The organism is Sedimentibacter acidaminivorans (genome assembly GCF_017873955.1).
Lineage (GTDB): Bacteria > Bacillota > Clostridia > Tissierellales > Sedimentibacteraceae > Sedimentibacter > Sedimentibacter acidaminivorans.
Window position 1 is genome coordinate 274,728 of sequence record NZ_JAGGKS010000004.1, and the last position, 18,917, is coordinate 293,644.

Consider the following 18,917-nt stretch of genomic DNA (forward strand, 5'->3'; position numbering starts at 1 on the left):
CCTATTTATTTAATACTTTCTTAACTGCTTTTACAATGTCTTCAGCATGTGGAAAGAATTCATCTTCTAATGTAGGTGCAAACGGTGGTACTACATTTAAAGCTGCTACACGCTCAACTGGAGAGTCAAGTTCATCAAATAATTCTTCTGTAATTTGTGCAGATAATTCTCCACCAAATCCACTTCTTTTTACACCTTCATGTACTATTACAACGTTATGTGTTTTAGAAACTGATTCTTTAATTGCTTCCCAATCTAGCGGAACAAGAGATCTAAGGTCTAATACTTCTGCATCAATACCTTCTTTTGCAAGTTCTTCAGCCGCATCTAAAGCAAAGAATACTTGACGAGACCATGTTATTATAGTAACATCCTTGCCTTCACGTTTAATATCTGCTTTTCCTAATGGTATGATGTATTCTTCTTCAGGAACTTCACCTTTTTTAGCATAAAGAAGCTTATGTTCTATAAACATTACAGGGTCATCATCACGAATAGCTGCTTTAATTAATCCTTTTGCATCTGCTGCTGTTGAAGGACAAACTACCTTTAATCCAGGTATAGCTGTAAATAATGATTCAAGACATTGTGAATGTTGTCCAGCGTTTCTTCTTCCTGATCCCATTGGAGCACGCAAAACCATTGGTACATTTATTTGACCACCAGTCATGTATCTCATTTTTGCTGCTTGGTTCATAACCGGATCCATACAAACACTGATAAAATCTACATACATCAATTCTGCAACTGGACGAATTCCACACATTGCTGCACCAACTGACATTCCTACAAATCCTGCCTCACTTATTGGTGTATCTATTACTCTGTTTTCTCCAAACTCCTCAATAAAACCTAGAGTTATTCCAAAAACATTCCCCATTTTTCCTACATCTTCACCAAGCATTATTACACTTTCATCTCTTAACATTTCTTCATGCATACCTTCTCTAATGGCATGGCTCACACTTAGCTTTCTCATCTCAACACACACCTTTCATTATCGCTGGAATATACATCTGTAGTAACTTCACTTGGATCCGGGAAAGGAGAATCAAGTGCAAATTGCAATGCATCTTCAATTTCTTTATCCATATGATTTTCTATTTCTACTATTTCTTGTTCCTCTATTCCTTCATTTAAAAGGTATACTCTAAAATTATTTATTGGATCTTTTTTAGCCCACTCTTCCGTAACCTCTTTTGAACGATATGAAGCAGGATCACCTTCGTAGTGTCCTCTCATACGCCATGTCATACACTCAACAATCGATGGACCATTTCCTTCTCTAGCATACTCTACAGCTTCTTTTATAGCTTCATATACTGTCAATGGATTATTTCCATCTACAGTAACCCCTGGAATATCATATGCTTTTGCACGAACTGAAATGTTATCCGTATTTGTTACACTATGTATATTTACTGATACACCATAGTTATTGTTTTCGCAAAGAAATACTACTGGAAGCTTCCAAGCAGCAGCCATATTTATTGCCTCGTGAAATGTACCTTCGTTTGATGCAGCATCACCAAAAATTGCTAGAGTAACTTCTTTTGTACCTTTTATTTTTGAAGCCAATGCTGCTCCAGCCCCTATAGGAATACCAGCTCCAACTATACCATTTGCTCCTAATATTCCTAATGACACATCTGCTACGTGCATCGAACCACCTTTACCACCACAATAACCTGTTTTTCTACCAAAAAGTTCAGCCATCATTTTATCGGTTTTTGCACCTTTAGCAATTATTTGACCATGTCCTCTATGTGTAGTAGTAATTAAGTCTGTTTTCTCCAAAGCTTTATTAGCACCTGCTGCAACAGCTTCTTGTCCTATGGAAGTATGAATATTTCCAAAAAGCATACCTTTAGTAAAGCAATTTGATAACTCAGTTTCAAATTTCCTAATTCTTACCATAGTTTGATATAAGTCAAGAATCATTTCTTTTGAATATTTTTTATTTTCCAAAATATATACCACCTTTCTAATAATTTATACTATTTAGTTGTCTGTAAATTTAACAGTCACTAAATGTGTTAGCAATTCTTATGCCAAATTTCAATTAAGATTTATATATTGTAATAAAAAAAATTAATATAATATGAAATTGTTCGTAATTCGAACAATTTATTTTTTCACTTTAACAAATTTTATTATTTTTATAAATACCATCATATTCTAATCCATAATTACGAATTTTTTGATATAATGTATTTCTCCCAATATCTAATAATTTCGCTGCTTTTGATACATTTCCATTAGCATAATCAAGCGCCCTTTTAACAGCGTTTATCTCAGCTTGTCTAATAGTCAACATACTACAATCCATTGAATCCATAACATCCTTATTAAATTTATTTTGTAAGTGCTCTACTTCAATGATGTTGCCTTCACAAAGGTAATAAGCACATTCTATTGAACTTTCCAACTCCCTTACATTTCCTTGCCAATCCCAGGTTTGAAAAATTTTAAGTACTTCTTCAGAAATAATTTTTTGTGTACCATTAACTAAATTGTATTGTTCAAGCATATGATTTGCAATCAACTCTATATCATATCCCCTCTCTCTCAATGGTGGAACTTTTATATCTATAACACTTATTTGGTAATATAAATCTTCTATGAAATTTTTTTCTTTTATCATTTGTTGTAAATCTTTATTAGTGGTTACAATAGTTCTAACATCAATAGGTATTTCTTTAAATCCCCCAATTCTAACAACGCTTTTACGCCTTAAAACTCTAAGAAGTTTACTTTGTATGTCTAGAGGCATATCTGTTATTTCATCAAGCAGCAACGTTCCTCCATTGGCCATTTCAAATTTTCCAGGGTAACCTCCCTTGCTTGTTCCTGTAAATGATCCCTCTTCATAGCCAAACAATTCTCCTTCTATTGAATTTCTTGGTAATGCTGTACAATTAATATCGATAAACGGTCCTTCACTACGAAGACCATATGTATGAATAGCTCGTGCAATTAATTCCTTACCTGTACCAATTTCTCCTTGCAATAACACCACACTTTCGTTCATCCCAGCCAATTTGATCATCTTTTTTATTTCTTGGATTTCACTTGACTCTCCAACAATATTTTCTATAGTATATTTAGCCTGAGCACCAGTCATTTTATTTATCATATATTTAACTTCATTAATGCTACGAAATATATCTAGAACCCCAATCATTTCGCCCTTATCATCTCTCATAGGAATAGCTGTCTTTACAAAGTGGATTATTCCACTCTTGCTCTCAAGTCTAAACTCTCTATCAGTATATCCTTCTTGAGTTTCTAGCACATGTAATATTGTTGGTTCAAAATCTACTCCTTCTGTTATGTGCTTTCCTATAACACTTCTATCTACATTTAGAATACGCATACCTGCAGGATTAATAAATGTTATAATACCATTGTTATCTACAGTTAGCATACCCTCAGAAGTAGCATCAACAATAAGACTATGTAAATATGTTTTTTTTACTAATTCACCCTCTACCTTAAGCCTTTTAATACTGTTACTTATCATTTTACTCATAATTGATAACACTATTTTTAAGTTTTCGCTCGTGTTTTTTAGTACACTAACAGTACCTATATATGCTATTATCTTATCCTCATCATAAATAGGTGCCGCAACACAAATCAAGTTGCTGTACTCCTTACAATAATGCTCATACCCTGATACTACTTCAATTTGTCCTGTCTTTTTACAAAGAGAAAAGGCTGTAGTTCCTACTATATTTTCTCCAAAGCAAATGCCAGGCTTAATTAAATCTTTAAAAATCGTTTCCATGCTAGATTCTTTTGCTTGCTGTACTGACAAAACGCAAAATTTTTCATCAACCAATGTAACTATTAAGTTTTCATTACTAAATTGACAAAACAATTCTTCTAATACAGGTTCAGCAATTTTAATAATCGACTCATTCTTATTTAGAAATACTTCCAATTGCTCATCTGTGTAGCTGTTTCTTTCTAAATCCACCTCAATAGGATCTACCCCCATCTCCCTTGATTTCAACCATGAATCTACAATTTTCTCTGATAAATTATCATCAACAATTCCGCTAGCATGAAAATTTAACCATGTTTTTTTCATTCTGTCATATTCCATAACTGTACTAAGCATCATTACAATAATATCTTGTGATATGCATTTCCATCCTTCCTAATTTATTTTAACAATTTACTTATATAATAGAACAATGCAATATTCATGCCAAAATAAATGATTTATTTTTGTAAACTTACGAGCGAATTTTATATTTTTTTAGATAAAGCTGTATTAAATTTATTAAATAATTTTATCCGTTAATTTTTTGCACGGTAGCGTGCTCAATTTTTAATCAATGCTCAAATATTCAACATCAAGAAAATTAATCAAAAATAACTTTCCTAGTATATAAAAAAGGATTTGTGATAGTACACAAACCCTTTTATTAAACGTAAATTTTTTTCACTATTTTTTAACAGTCAACTTTTTCTTTTGAAATAAATTCTGCATCTTCCCATCATTACTATTCTCCTAGTATCTGTCCCATTCTAACACCCATGAGAGATGCCATCATCAGCCCTCTTGTCCACCCACTTGAATCTCCAAGACAGTACAGATTTTTTATATTTGTTTCAAAATTTTCACTTAATTCAACTTTATTGCTATAAAACTTAACTTCTGGCCCATATAAAAGCGTTTCTGTTCCAGCAAAGCCTGGCACTACAGTATTTAAAGCCTCTATAAAATTTAAAATATTTGTCATAGTTCTATATGGCATTGCAGAAGTAATATCCCCAGCTACAGCATCTTGAAGTGTCGGAGTTACATTTGAACGAGACAACTCTTTTTGCCATGTCCTCTTACCATCTATTATATCACCATATCTTTGTACTAAAATTTTGCCATCACCAAGCATATTCAATAATTCTGATACCTTGATACCATATTTAATTGGTTCATTAAACGGATAACTAAAATTATGAGAACAAAGTATAGCAAGATTTGTGTTATTAGATTTCTTATCCTTATAAGAATGGCCATTAACAACTGCTAAATTATTATCATAATTTTCTTGACTAACAAATCCTCCTGGATTCTGGCAGAATGTTCTCACTTTGTTTTTAAAAGGTGCAGGATATCCAATTAATTTCGATTCATAAAGAATGTTATTTACTTTCTCCATAACTTCATTTCTTACTTCTACCCTAACTCCAATATCAACCGTACCTGCTTTGTGAGATATATCATGTTTCACACAAAGGGATTTTAACCAATCAGCACCCTTTCTACCAGCAGATATAACCACATTATCCGAATAAACTGTTTCCTCTTTTTCATGTTTTAAAGAATCTGTTAATAATACTCCCTTTATTTGTCCGTTTTCAACTACTATATCTTTGGCCTGAACATTAAATCTAACTTCAATGTTATTATCTATTAAGTATTCTTCTATTTTCTGATAGATTTCTTGTGCCTTTTCTGTACCTAGATGTCTAATAGGACAATCAACAAGTTTCAATCCAGCTTCAATTGCTTTTCTTCTTATTTCTTTTATTTCTTCTTTGTCCTCAATTCCCTCAACCTTAGTATCTGCTCCAAATTCAAGATATATTTTATCAGTATAATCTATTAATTCCTCTGTATATTCGTACCCTATTAAATCAGGTAAATCTCCACCTACCTCTGGACTTAAGGATAGTTTCCCATCAGAAAAAGCACCAGCTCCTGAAAACCCTGTTGTTATATGGCAATAAGGCTGACAATTGACACAATTTTTCGTTTTATCCTTTGGACATCTTCTTTTTTCAATAGCACTACCCTTTTCAACCAAAAGAATAGACTTATTTTTATCCTTTCTTATTAACTCTAAAGCAGTAAAAATTCCAGATGGCCCTGCCCCTACTATTATTAAATCATATTTCATAATAAACTCCTCTTCCTCATATTACTTTGATAATTCGCATTTTGTAAGACCACTAAGCGGCACATAGTATTTTGTATAGTGTTGTCCACTTTTATCAACATATTTTCCATATTGACTTGGTGACATTACAGTGGCACGTTTATTAATTCTATTTATTATACCATAGATTTCTTTTCCTTCATAATTAAATAACACACGGTTGCCTACAAGAAGCTTGTATTTTTGATAATTTGCTTCTTTTTCAGATACAAGCTTGTGGGTTGTTTCATGTTGTCCAAACAAATTATATATTATATCTTTAAATACCTGTTTACTACAATCTGATTTTTTATATATTAGAAACTCAATAACATGGCATAATTCATGCTCAAATACAAGAATTAAGCTATCTAGTTTGCTATTAACTTCAATTCCTCCTACAGATTTGCTTCTATCTATTTTATCAAAATTCAATAAATGATTTACTGAAATTTTTATTTCGAATTTAATGTCCTCTTCTTTAATATCACCAATATTTTTTTGTGTTTTAGTATTTCCAGCCGCTCTAGAAAGTTGTTTAGATAATTTAAATGTAATTTTACCTTTGAAATTTTTCTTAAACCACGAATCTAAAAAAAATTCATCATATAAATTATATAGTAAAACCAAATCACTATTTGCTATTTCTTTAAAATTAACTGTCTTTACATATTTTGACTTCTCGAATAGTTTATTTTTAACTAATTCTCTTTTTTCATTTATAGTTCTCAAATCATATTTAATATTAACCATTAATCCCTTCCTTAATTGAAATCATTGTTATCTTTTGAATCTTTATAGTATATATTTAACTTTCTTAGGTTTACAATCCAAAGATATATTACAAATGGTACAAAAAGAATCATTAAAATTTGAATTTCAGACATAAGGATAAAATCAAAAATACCATGTAAAATGGTAGGTACAACTAAAGACCTTTTATAATAATATTTGCTCATTTCAGTTGTAGATGCAAATTTGGCTAAAGACAAATAATATCCCATAGTTACAGCAAAAAGCATATGAGCTGGTACAGAGACTATAGCTCTATATAAACCAACAAATTCAACATCTGAGAATCTAAATACAACATACATTATATTTTCAATAGTTGCAAATCCAAGAGCAGAAAACGCGCAATATATAATACCATCAAGTTTTTCATTAAAAACAGGATTATAATACACCGTTTTTAAAACAACTTTTCTCTTCATAAATTCCTCAGTTAATCCAGCAACAATAAAAGCTCTATAAAAAACACCTGCTAAACCATAAAAAACATTAAATGAAGATAAAATATTTTCTACAAGTATTGTTGGTATCACAATAAAAACACCCATAAAAAATACTTTCATGAGCATCTTAAGAGGCTCTCTATCATGCCTATCAACAAAATACAAAGCTAATCCCAATGCTATACCTGGTGTTATTGCTGTTATAACTAAATCTATCTTCAAATTATCCCTCCAAAAGTCGTTATTACTGCCTTATTATATTATTTTTTTGTATATAAAACAATAATAAATTTATAATATTTCAATTTATTAAAAAATCTGACATTACCTATTCCATAGATAATATTTCACTTTCTGTTAAACCTGATAGAACTTCAAAATATTTATCATCCTTTATACCCGTAGTTATTTCTCGTTCCTCTGGTTGGTTCCCATTTAATACTGTAACATACTTTTTTCCAGACATCTCGTATACAGCATCTTTTTCAACTAAAATAACATTATCCTTTTTTTCTAAAATAATTACTGAATCAACTTCTGTTCCTATTTTTAAATTATTTTTATTATTATCAATATCAGCCTCTACTCTAATACGTTTTTGTTCAACACCAAGTTCCGAAACCGTAGATAAAGCTTTAGGATAAATTCTATCAATTTTTAGTTCGTCAATTTGTTCTTCTGAATTTTGATATTTTATTACCATTTTCATTCCATTAGATGCTTCCATAGCTTCATCAGACAATAATTCCACATAAACACCAAGGTTATTTTCATCTTGCATTTCAACTACAACTACACCTGACTGTGTCATTCCACCTTGATGGACGTTAAGCTCCGTTATTATACCATCAAATTCCGCAATAATTGATGATTGTTCTTTACTTTTTTCCAATATTTTTATTTGAACCATTATTTCTTCTATTTGTGCCTCATATTTATTTTTTATATTTGATGAAACGCCTTTTAGCAACAGCGCATAATTATTCTTTGCTTCTTGTAGCTGATTTTCTAATACTAGTACATTATTTTCAGCTTCATCATAATCAACTTTACTAACAACACTATTTTCATATAAGGATTTAATTTTATCAAAATTGTTTTTTGCAAATTCCAAGTTGTTTTCTATTGTATTAATACTTAATTTTTCATTAGAAATCTCTTGAAAATCTGCTCCCTTACTAGCTTCATTGTATGATGCAGTAATAGCCTCTATTTGTTTTTTTGCTCTTTCTATTTCTAAATCATAATTATTATCATAAGATAATATTATGTCACCTTTATTAACCTTGTCACCTATTGACACATTAAGGGTTTTAACAGTTTGACTCATATCAGAATAAAAGGAGTTAACTCTCTTAGAATAAACAGTGCCAGTTTCTTCTATTGTCTTGGCTATACTACCAAGCTTTACCTCGGATTTTTCGACTTCAATTTTGTTCTGTCCTTTGAAATAAACAGAAGCTATAACAGATAAACCTATAACTATTGCAATTGCTAAAATAATATATTTCTTTTTATTTTTCATTTTACCCTCCATACTTAATTGTTATGATATCCTATTTTTAAGCGCTTGCATAAAATCTAATTTGTGAATTTTTGCATATGTCATAAATTGCGCTAATGATAAAAAAACTATAGTTAATATAATAGATACTACAATACTGTTTGTTCTAACAGGTTCATTCATTGTGTAAACATCCGTAGTAAATGACTTACCCATATAATCTACAAGCCACAATCCTAAGGGTATACCAATAATTATTCCTATAAAAGACATTATCATGTTTTCTCTAATCAACATATAAAAAATTTCTTTCTTTGAAAATCCCATCACTCTTAGAGATGAAAATTCTAATGTTCTTTCATTTATACTCATTAAGGTCATACTATACACAATTACAAATCCTAACAATCCTGAAAACATCACCATAAAACCCATTGATATTGCTGTAATTGTTGTAAACTCTTCAAACGCACCCCTCATGTCAGCTTGAGATTGAATAGAACTAATATTTTTTATATCCTTTAACTTTTCTTGAACATCATCATCTGAATTAAGGTATATACCATTTATGATTTCTCTATCTAAAAGTTTATCATTTAAATAGTCTATATTCATATACCCATTAATTCCAAGACTTTGCTTAATAATCCCTCTCACCTTAACATAACGATCATCTTTGTTAGGAATAAAGTTTTTAATCAACACTTCATCTCCTACTTTAGCGTGCAGATTATTTGCTAAATTTGAAGATATTAGAATTCCATCTTCTGGCACTTTTAACGAATTGCCCTTCATGTCTTGAAAGCCATAGAATTCAGTGTTTTTGTCAAGTCCAATAATATTTACAATTTTAGAGTTTCTACCATTTTCAATTTCAAATGGAAGTTCTATTCTACCTTCCATATCCTTTGGATTTATATATTTTGCAACCTCTTTTTTTATATTTTCATTCTGAAAACCCGAGAAGCTTATATTGTATTGCATTTTCATAAATTCAGTGTACTGTCTGTTAAACATTGCATCCATAACATCAATCATCCAAATTGTCATTATCATCATCCCACAAGTTATAGCTACAGCAGCACCTATAAAAGCAAATTTTTTCTTTTCTCTAAAAATGCTTCTTAGTACCATTTTCCATGAAAAGGTCACATTATTCCATACAAATTTTATATTTTCAATAAAAATTCTCTTACCCTTTTTGGGTGATTCAGGTTTCATAGACTCAGAAGGATTAATTTTTGTAATTCCCTTAACTCCCCAATAACCTGATATTATGCAAAATATACACGAAAGAATTACAGAAACTACAATTCTATTATAGTAAACCTTAATTGTAAGTGTTGGAATATTAAAGAAAACTAAATAATAATTTGTCATTGCTCCAGACAAAGCTGAACCAATTATCGAACCTAACAGACCTCCAACAATTCCAACAGAAGCCGCATATTTTAAGTAATGAGAAATTATCTCACTACTTTGATATCCAAGTGCCTTTAAAATACCTATTGAAGTTCTATCTTTTTTTACGATTCTTGAAAGCATGGAAGATAGCATTATTCCAGCAAATATTAAAAATACATATGGAACTGACTGTGACATCATCTCGAGACCTTCAATTTCTTGGCTCAACATGCTATGGCTTAACTGTTCATCTTTTTTTATAACTCTTTTTACACCATACTTATCCAAAGCATCTTCTAAAAAGTCTTTTGTTTGAACTAAATTGTTTTCATTATTAATTTTAATAAGTATTTCATTATAATTGCCCTTAGACCCATAAATTTGCCTAAGATAATTATCTTCAATATATACTATTCCAAAATTTTCAGGATCAGGTAACAGTGTTTGTTCATTTTCCATTATATAAGCATATTCCGAACTAGACGCAATACCAGATACATTGAATTTATACTGCTTTCCATTTATCTGGATTTTTATTTGTTCTCCAACATGTATGTTTCTTGCAAGAGCAAATTGTTCAATAATAATTATATCTTTTTCTGTTAATTCTCTTTTTCCTGACTTAATAAATAACTTATTTATTTTATTTTCATTTTTATTTATAGAAACTACTCTAACATTTACCTTTTCATCATCTTCTTCTGTTATAAATGATGTATCAAACACAAGTCTAGCTTCAGCTTCTTTTATATCAGCTTGCCCTATCAAACTACTTTCAATCTTTTCTGGCAAACCCATCGCCGACACAAATATATCTGCAAAGTTAGTTTTTTTATAATAGTCATTAAGTGAATCTTTTAAATTTAAAGCAGAATTGCTTACTGCAGTAAATACAAATATACCTGTAATAATGATAGATAACACAGCAAAGTATTGACCTTTTGTATTCTTTATCATTCTGAAAAGTCTTTTATCAAGCTTTTTCATTACCACTCAATCCTTTCAGGTTCTATAGGGTTTTTATTTTCTATAATTTCAATAATTTTTCCACTTCTCATTTTGATTACTTTGTCTGCCATTTGTGCAATTGGTGAATTATGAGTTATAACTACAATTGTATTTTTATATTTTATATTTACATCTTTTAAAACTTTAAGTATAGAAATACCTGTTTCAAAATCAAGAGCACCTGTAGGTTCATCACAAAGTAAAATTTGAGGATTTTTAGCTACAGCTCTAGCTATTGCAACTCTTTGTTGTTCACCACCACTCATTTGAGATGGGAAGTGATCAATTCTATCCTTTAATCCAACAGATTCTATAACATCTTCTATATCAATTGATTCTTCACATATTTCTGTTGCAAGTTCAACATTCTCCCTTGCTGTAAGAGATGCCATGAGATTATAAAACTGAAATACAAAACCTATTTTATTTCTCCTGTACTGGGTAAGCCCTTTATCATTCATAGTTGTCAAAAGTTCATTATTAAAATATACATTACCACTAGATGGTGTATCCATACCTCCCATAATATTTAATAATGTACTTTTACCAGACCCGCTAGGACCTAATATTACAATAAATTCACCTTTTGATACTTCAAAGCTCGCATTATCAAGAGCCTTTACAGTAACTTCGCCCATCTTGTAATTCTTACTAAGGTTTTCAACCTTTAGTATAGTTTCACTCATACAATGTTACCTCCAAATTATTCATAGCTATCTATTATACCATATAGTACTATATTCATTAATTCTATATATTCATTTTTCACAGCATCATAAAATTTCTCAAAACTTGTTTCCTCTTCAGTAAAGTAAGTCAGATACTTGCTTTCAACAACATTAGTTATTACTGCTATAACTGATACGATATGATCTATAGAAACATCTTTTTTAAGCGGTAGACCTTTAATTATATCTACAATAATATCAAATCCAATTTGCTTTATTTCTGAGTATCTTTGTTGTAGTTGTGCCTTCAACTTTTTGGGTGTATTATAAAATCCATTTATAATTAATTTATAATGCATGGGATTTTTTATAAAAAATTCATATTTTGTTTGCATTAATTTCATAATTATTGATATAAAATCTTCACCAAGAATATTGATGTCATTAAATTCAAATAATATATCATCAATGCATTTATTAATTGTTATAATAAAAAGATTTTCTTTAGAACCAAAATGATGAAATATAAGACCTTTTGACACTCCTGCTTTCTTACTTATCCTATCTGTATTGGCTTTCTCATACCCATATTCCGAAAATTCTTCAAGACTTGCTTCTAAAATTTTTTGTTTTTTTGAATTGTCGAGCATCGTTTTAACACCTACTTATAATTTTACAATTTATTGTTATTGACTTGTTAGTCAATAACATTATATATTATATTGACTAACTAGTCAACGTATGATTGATTTATATAATTTTTATTAAACATTATTAAACAAAAAAACAAATCACAAAGAACTACTTTCCTTTAAATGATTTGCTTTATATTAATAATATTTTAAAACCGTTCTAGTCAACTCTATATTAAATCCTCATAACTCGCTTCTGATGCCTTGATTAAATCATTTGGATTAATTATTATTTGTACACCTAAACATCCTGCACTAACTAATATTTTTTCATTTAAACTGGCAGTTTCATCTATAAATGTTTTGTAATGTTTTTTCATTCCTATTGGTGAACATCCACCTCTTATGTATCCTGTATTTTTAGTTAATTCTTTTAATGGTAATAATTCTATGTTTTTTTCATTTGATGCTTTTGCTGCTTTTTTCAAATCTAGTTCATACTCCACAGGTATACAAAACACATACAATTCTTTGCTATGCCCTACAGAAACAAGTGTTTTAAATACAGTTTCAGGATTTTGACCTGTTTTTAGGGCTACTGAAACACCATCTATTTTTCCATCCTCACACTCGTATGTAATATAATCATATTCAATATTCATTGAATCAAGTATTCTCATTGCATTTGTTTTATTGATCTTTTTCATTTTATCACCTACTTATTTGTAAATATAATAGCAATAGACATATATTATAAAAATATTAAAAATAAAAGATATTGCTGTAATAACACAAAATTTAATTTTTCTAGTTTTGTGATGAAAGAGGTACATTGCTAAAATACTCCCTAATGCTCCTCCTAAAAACGATGATATATGTAGTGTTCTTTCTTTTATTCTCCATTTATCCTTAATCGCTTTTCTTTTATCTAAAAAAAACAATACAAAGGATAAAAAATTTATAAAAAGGGCGTATATTAATATATATTCTTTATAATTCATAGTATTATCCTACCCTCTATTTCTTGCTATTAACTTATTTATATGTCTGCCTTCTTCAGCGAATTTTTCTTCATATTCAGTCATAATATTTTCTTCATTGTACGGGCTATTATGCAAATCTCTATTTACCATAATTAAATCCCAATTATCTTCTTGAAACTGTAAAACAGAATATTCAAACAGGTCATCATTATCTGTTTTCATATGTATTTCACCATTTTTAGTTAAAACCGACCTATAGACATCAAGAAAATTTTTGTGTGTCATCCTTCTTTTATAATGGGATGGCTTTGGCCATGGGTCTGAAAAGTTTAAATAAATTCTTTCAATTGAGTTTGGAAAGAAAACATCTTTTATAATATCTCCATTTGAATATACTATATAATAATTGTCCGGGTCATTTTCAAAAACAGACTTTGCACACCTATATGCAACTTTAACACTTTTTTCAAAACCTATATAATTTATATTTGGATTTTTAAGTGCTGTTTCCCTCAAAAATTTACCTTTTCCACATCCAAGCTCAACATGTAATGGATTATTATTTTTAAATACATCATTTAACTTATAGCTCATTTTTTCCGGTTCAGTAATTGCTTTATCATGTTGTTGTAAATATTCATACTGTCCAGGTACATATCTTAATCTCATATTTGCTCCTCACGTTTTATATTAGAATTTTACAACATTTTATGCATTTTAACAATGATAATTTTCGTTCAACTGCTTTTTATTAAGAAAACCCTTTTATCTATTGCATTTAGATAGAAAAGATAGTAATATATTTATTAATAGATAGTATATATTAATGACTTAGTTAACAAAAAATAATTATGAGGTGAATAATGGATTTTTTATCAAGCTTATCAGGGCCAGTTTTATATTTTGTTATTTTCTTTGCAAAAATTATAGAAGTAACAATCTCAACTATTAGATTAGTATACATAAATAAAGGTGAAAAAATAAAAGGTACTATTCTTGCATTTATTGAAATTTCAATTTGGCTTGTTGTTGTAAGCTCAGTTCTTACTAATATTGCAGAAGACCCTATGAAAGCATTTGTATACGCTGCTGCTTTTTCATTAGGTAATTACATAGGAATTACAATTGAATCTAAAATAGCTGTTGGCCTTGCTTCCATTCAAGCAGTTGTAAATGAGGAATCAGGACAAATGTTAGCAGATGTTCTTAGAGAGCAAGGTTTTGGTGTAACAATAATTAATGGAAAGGGTAAAAACGACAGCAAGAAAAATTTATTATTTATTCAATTAAAAAGAAGAAGAATTAATGAAGCTATTAGTATTATAAAAGAAAATACACCTAATGCTTACATTTCAATAAATGACATTAAGTCAATGATGGGTGGTTTTGTAAAAAAATAATAATATATCAATTAATGTAAAATGCTGTCTCAATACTTACCAGAGACAGCACTTTTTTTATTCGTGAGATGACAAAATTTCTCCGTAAATCATTACATGATAGTCATTTTTCTTATAGCTTTTATCTAGAATATCTCTATTTAATAGCTCTGGATCGATTGATTGCTTGTAGTCTACTTTACATTCATAGTGATACTGGCAACCTTTTATGTAAGGTACATTAACTTTTTGACCATCTATCATTTCAAACCCACATTTTTCTATTTTATTAACAGCTCTACCTGATTGAGTTCCACAAATTTTTAGTTCATCAGCAAACTCACCAGCCTTTGGTATACTAATTACAAATTCATCTGAATTTTGTAATTGTTCATATGTATACCTCGAGTGTCTTACACCTATGATAATTGATGGTTTACCCCACATAAATCCAATATAACCCCAACCTATTTGCATTGCATTAACATTACTTTCGCTTTTTGTCACTAAAAACGCTTTTCCACTTTTTATATTGCTTATAAACTCATTTGAATCTTTTAATAAATTGTTTTCCATATATTTACCTCCAAATTTTAAATGATGACATATATATATGCCATCATTTAAATTATATTCTTTTCATTGATATTACATCTTCATAGTACTGTTTGTCAAACGAAGCTGTTTTTCTCATTTTTATTTTAATTTTCTTAATGCTGTTTCCATCCTATCCATTCCTTCTTTGATATTTTCTAAGGAATTAGAGTATGATAAGCGCAAATTATCTGGTGCCACAAATGCTTCACCAGCCACTACTGCTATTCTGCACTCTTCCAGCAAATAATCCGACATATCCATAGAGTTTTTGATTACATAATTTTTATATTTTTTACCATAAAAGCTATTAATATTTGGCATTACATAAAAAGCACCTTTTGGAATGCTACATGTTATACCTTCCATTGCATTTAATCTTTCCACTATGTATTTTCTTCTAATTGCAAACTCTTTTCTCATACTTTCTACAAACTCTTCTGTGTTTGCCAATGCTTCTATAGATGCATATTGAGCAGGCGCATTTGGACTCGTTGTTGTATGTCCCTGATAATCACTCATACCTTTTATAACATCTACTGGTCCAACTGCAAAACCAATCCTCCAGCCTGTCATCGCATATGATTTTGAAACACCATTAATAGTTATTGTTTTATCTTTTATCTCTTTGGATAAAGCAGCCATACAACAATTGATGTTTCCATCATATACTAACTTTTCATAAATCTCATCTGAAATTATATAAAAATTTTTTTCTACAGCTAAGTTTCCTAGTTTCTCCATATATTCTTTTTTATATACTGCTCCTGTAGGATTATTAGGTGAGTTAATCAGAATAGCTACGGTTTTTTCAGTAACATGTGCTGATATCTTTTCAACATCTAAATCAAATCCATTTCTTTCATCCATATTAACTAAAACTGGAGTTGCGCCAGTAAGTTTAATCATTTCTATATAGCTATTCCAGCATGGCACTGGTACTATCACTTCTTGACCTGGATTTACAATTGCCATTAATGCATTAATTAAAGACTGCTTTGCTCCAGCAGAAACAATTACATTTCTTACTGAATAATCAAGACCGTAGTCATTCTTAAACTTTTTACAGACCTCTTCTCTAAGCTCTAACATACCAGCCGCAGGAGTATATTTAGTGTATCCAAGCTGGTATGCTTCTTCTGCCTTTTTAATTATGTTTACTGGGGTATTAAAATCCGGTTCTCCAACATTAAAGCCTATAACTTCAATACCTTGTTTTTTTAAATTTGCTATCTTTTCAGATTGTGCTAATGTCACTGATGGAATTATCTTCATAACCCTTTTACTAATCATCGTACACCCCATATATTACATGTTAATTTCAAGATATTATTTTATTATTCTAGTTTCTATGCTATATCAACAATTAACGAAAGCACCATATATAGCTTTTATTGCGATTTCAAAATCTTTATTTTCAACGCCTACAATAATATTAATTTCACTGGAACCTTGATCAATCATTCTAATGTTTATATTATTATTTCCGAGTGCTGAAAACACTTTGGCTGAAATACCTGGCCTAGAAGCCATATTAATACCAACCGTTGTTATAAGACTTAAATTATTGTTAACATTAACAAAATCTGCTTTACATTTTAATTTTAATTCTTCTACAATTTCATGAGAAAACTTATCAACACATTCTGTAGGAAGTACAATTGAAAAGCTATCTATACCAGATGGTATATGGTCAATACTAATACCTCTATCTTCAAATACTTCCAACGCTCTTTTTATAATTCCAACTTCATTTGCCATATGTTCTTTATGAACATAAAAAATTGTAAAATTCTTTTTACCAGCTATTCCTGTAATAATATAATCATTTTCACAACTTTCTTCTATTTGGTCGTTTCCAATTATTATAGTACCAGGATTTTCAGGTTCATTTGTATTTTTTATGTTTATCGGTATTCCTGCTTCCCTAACTGGAAAAATTGCTTCATCATGTAATACAGAAGCACCCATATAAGACAGCTCTCTTAATTCTTGATATGTGATTCTTTTTATTTGCTTAGGATTTTTTACTATTCTAGGATCTGCCATTAAGAAACCTGAAACATCAGTCCAATTTTCATACATTTTTGCATTAACAGCACCAGCAACAATTGCCCCTGTAATATCTGATCCTCCTCTAGAAAATGTCTTTATACTTCCATCAGGATAAGATCCATAAAACCCTGGTATTATTATTTTATCACAATCCTCTGTAAATTCTTTTATTTTCAAATTTGTTTTTTCAGAATTTACAGATCCATCATAATTAAAAAATATTATGTCTTTAGCATCTATAAACTTACATCCTAAATAATCTGCTAATAGCAAGGCACTAAGATACTCTCCCCTGCTTACAATATAATCTTCATCACATTTATTATCAAGGTTTTCTCTTATAATATCAAATTCCTGTTTCAAGTCAACAGACAAATTTAATTCGTATTTTATTGTTAAAAATCTATCTTCTATTATTTTAAATACAGGGTCATACGGAACAGAATATTTTGTATGTGCGTGTGTCAAGTACAATAAATCTGTTATCTTATTATCTTCTTTAAACCTTTTTCCCGGAGCTGATACTACCACAAATTTTCTTTCATCGTTACTTATTACTATGTCATACACTTTTTTGAACTGCTTTGCGTCAGCTAAAGAAGTACCTCCAAATTTAGCAACTATCATTTTGTCCTCCAATTCTATATTATAACTTTTAAACAATATCATATACATAATTATTTGTCAACAGTTTTAATACAGATGTCTTTATATCGCGAATAAATTAAAATACTATTCTTTAATTTAAATGCACACAAATTAAATTTAACCTCTTAAATCATCCAAAAGTTTTGTTTTTTCAATAGTTCTATCATCTTTATACTTAATTATCTTTGCTGGGCTACCAGCAACTACAGCCATCTCTGGTACATCTTCCGTAACCACACTACCTGCTGCTACTACTGCACCCTTACACACTCTAACTCCTTCTAATATCACTGCATTAGCACCAATAAGCACATCATCTTCTATTATTACTGGTGTTTTACTTGGGGGTTCTAAAACTCCTGCAACAACTGCTCCAGCACCAACATGTACATTTTTACCTATTATCCCTCTAGCGCCAACAACAGCATTCATATCAATCATAGTTTTTTCACCAATTACAGCGCCTATATTAATTACCGCTCCCATCATTATAACAGCATCTTTCTCTATTGTGACCATATCTCTTATAATTGCTCCAGGCTCAATTCTTGCTTGTACTTCATTGGTATTAAGCATTGGTATTGCAGAATTTCTTCTATCATATTCTATGTGAAAATCCACTATTTGTGAGTTGTCTGATAAAAGCCTTTTAGCTTCAGAATATTCACCAATGAGTATTGCCATTTCACCCGTTTTAAAAATTTTTAAATTATACTTTTCAGCATTGTTTATATTACCAGAAATATAAAGTTTAACAGGGGTTGATTTTTTTGCTTCTTTTATATATCTCCCAATCTCATAAGCATCTTGTAACATTTTAATCCTCCTAATTTTTATATTTAATTTTCATCTTTGAAAGTCTTAATAATTTCAA

The 18,917-nt window shown here is 29.8% G+C and carries 18 protein-coding genes; 1 reads left to right on the forward strand and 17 read right to left on the reverse strand.

All coding sequences use genetic code 11. From position 1 onward, the window contains the following. Position 1 precedes the first annotated feature (1 nt). The 13 genes from J2Z76_RS08695 to trmB all read right to left on the reverse strand — a co-directional run bounded on the left by J2Z76_RS08695 (position 2) and on the right by trmB (position 14,036). A complete protein-coding gene (locus J2Z76_RS08695; RefSeq protein ID WP_209511645.1) occupies positions 2-979 on the reverse strand; it encodes an alpha-ketoacid dehydrogenase subunit beta in 978 nt (325 codons plus the stop codon). Continuing rightward, entirely contained in the window at positions 976-1,941 is a 966-nt protein-coding gene (locus J2Z76_RS08700) for a thiamine pyrophosphate-dependent dehydrogenase E1 component subunit alpha (RefSeq protein WP_209511687.1), read from the reverse strand. The genes J2Z76_RS08695 and J2Z76_RS08700 overlap by 4 nt, the downstream gene beginning before the upstream one ends. Before the next feature lie 199 nt (positions 1,942-2,140). After that, positions 2,141-4,126: a sigma-54 interaction domain-containing protein gene (locus J2Z76_RS08705; RefSeq protein ID WP_209511646.1), complete on the reverse strand. Its 1,986-nt coding sequence runs from the start codon at positions 4,124-4,126 to the stop codon at positions 2,141-2,143. Between the two features lie 388 nt (positions 4,127-4,514). Beyond that, on the reverse strand, positions 4,515-5,915 hold the full coding sequence (locus J2Z76_RS08710; RefSeq protein WP_209511647.1) for an NAD(P)/FAD-dependent oxidoreductase: 1,401 nt from the start codon (positions 5,913-5,915) through the stop codon (positions 4,515-4,517). A 21-nt stretch (positions 5,916-5,936) separates the two neighbouring features. Continuing rightward, complete coding sequence (locus J2Z76_RS08715; protein ID WP_209511648.1) at positions 5,937-6,686, reverse strand: hypothetical protein; 750 nt, start codon at positions 6,684-6,686, stop codon at positions 5,937-5,939. Between the two features lie 11 nt (positions 6,687-6,697). After that, positions 6,698-7,390, reverse strand: a complete 693-nt coding sequence (locus J2Z76_RS08720) for a PrsW family intramembrane metalloprotease (protein WP_209511649.1) — start codon at positions 7,388-7,390, stop codon at positions 6,698-6,700. A gap of 106 nt (positions 7,391-7,496) precedes the next feature. Further along, the gene (locus J2Z76_RS08725; RefSeq protein WP_209511650.1) at positions 7,497-8,693 is read right to left on the reverse strand and encodes an efflux RND transporter periplasmic adaptor subunit; all 1,197 of its coding nucleotides are present in this window, start codon (positions 8,691-8,693) and stop codon (positions 7,497-7,499) included. Positions 8,694-8,714: 21 nt separating this feature from the next. Next, the gene (locus J2Z76_RS08730) at positions 8,715-11,063 is read right to left on the reverse strand and encodes an ABC transporter permease (RefSeq protein ID WP_209511651.1); all 2,349 of its coding nucleotides are present in this window, start codon (positions 11,061-11,063) and stop codon (positions 8,715-8,717) included. Beyond that, the gene (locus J2Z76_RS08735; protein WP_209511652.1) at positions 11,063-11,770 is read right to left on the reverse strand and encodes an ABC transporter ATP-binding protein; all 708 of its coding nucleotides are present in this window, start codon (positions 11,768-11,770) and stop codon (positions 11,063-11,065) included. The genes J2Z76_RS08730 and J2Z76_RS08735 overlap by 1 nt, the downstream gene beginning before the upstream one ends. Positions 11,771-11,787: 17 nt before the next feature. Further along, positions 11,788-12,402 carry a TetR/AcrR family transcriptional regulator gene (locus tag J2Z76_RS08740; protein ID WP_209511653.1) on the reverse strand — a complete coding sequence of 205 codons (615 nt, stop codon included), beginning with the start codon at positions 12,400-12,402 and terminating at the stop codon, positions 11,788-11,790. A 212-nt stretch (positions 12,403-12,614) separates the two neighbouring features. Next, positions 12,615-13,091 carry a Cys-tRNA(Pro) deacylase gene (gene ybaK, locus J2Z76_RS08745; RefSeq protein ID WP_209511654.1) on the reverse strand — a complete coding sequence of 159 codons (477 nt, stop codon included), beginning with the start codon at positions 13,089-13,091 and terminating at the stop codon, positions 12,615-12,617. Between the two features lie 12 nt (positions 13,092-13,103). Beyond that, positions 13,104-13,385 (reverse strand): DUF1294 domain-containing protein, encoded by a 282-nt coding sequence (locus J2Z76_RS08750; RefSeq protein WP_209511655.1) that lies wholly within the window; start codon positions 13,383-13,385, stop codon positions 13,104-13,106. Positions 13,386-13,394: 9 nt separating this feature from the next. Continuing rightward, positions 13,395-14,036, reverse strand: a complete 642-nt coding sequence (gene trmB / locus J2Z76_RS08755) for a tRNA (guanosine(46)-N7)-methyltransferase TrmB (RefSeq protein ID WP_209511656.1) — start codon at positions 14,034-14,036, stop codon at positions 13,395-13,397. Between the two features lie 194 nt (positions 14,037-14,230). Here trmB and J2Z76_RS08760 point away from each other — a divergent pair, with 194 nt between their 5' ends. Then, positions 14,231-14,767: a DUF2179 domain-containing protein gene (locus tag J2Z76_RS08760; RefSeq protein ID WP_209511657.1), complete on the forward strand. Its 537-nt coding sequence runs from the start codon at positions 14,231-14,233 to the stop codon at positions 14,765-14,767. A gap of 57 nt (positions 14,768-14,824) precedes the next feature. On the opposite strand, the gene J2Z76_RS08765 is transcribed toward J2Z76_RS08760, so the two are convergent. From J2Z76_RS08765 to dapD, 4 genes are all read right to left on the reverse strand, one after another. Continuing rightward, positions 14,825-15,322: a flavin reductase family protein gene (locus tag J2Z76_RS08765; RefSeq protein ID WP_209511658.1), complete on the reverse strand. Its 498-nt coding sequence runs from the start codon at positions 15,320-15,322 to the stop codon at positions 14,825-14,827. Between the two features lie 120 nt (positions 15,323-15,442). Then, a complete protein-coding gene (locus J2Z76_RS08770) occupies positions 15,443-16,633 on the reverse strand; it encodes a pyridoxal phosphate-dependent aminotransferase (protein WP_209511659.1) in 1,191 nt (396 codons plus the stop codon). 66 nt (positions 16,634-16,699) lie between these two features. Then, entirely contained in the window at positions 16,700-18,022 is a 1,323-nt protein-coding gene (locus J2Z76_RS08775; RefSeq protein ID WP_209511660.1) for an aspartate kinase, read from the reverse strand. A gap of 138 nt (positions 18,023-18,160) precedes the next feature. Further along, positions 18,161-18,859, reverse strand: coding sequence for a 2,3,4,5-tetrahydropyridine-2,6-dicarboxylate N-acetyltransferase (gene dapD / locus J2Z76_RS08780; protein ID WP_209511661.1), 699 nt, complete (start codon positions 18,857-18,859; stop codon positions 18,161-18,163). Between the last annotated feature and the right edge of the window lie 58 nt (positions 18,860-18,917).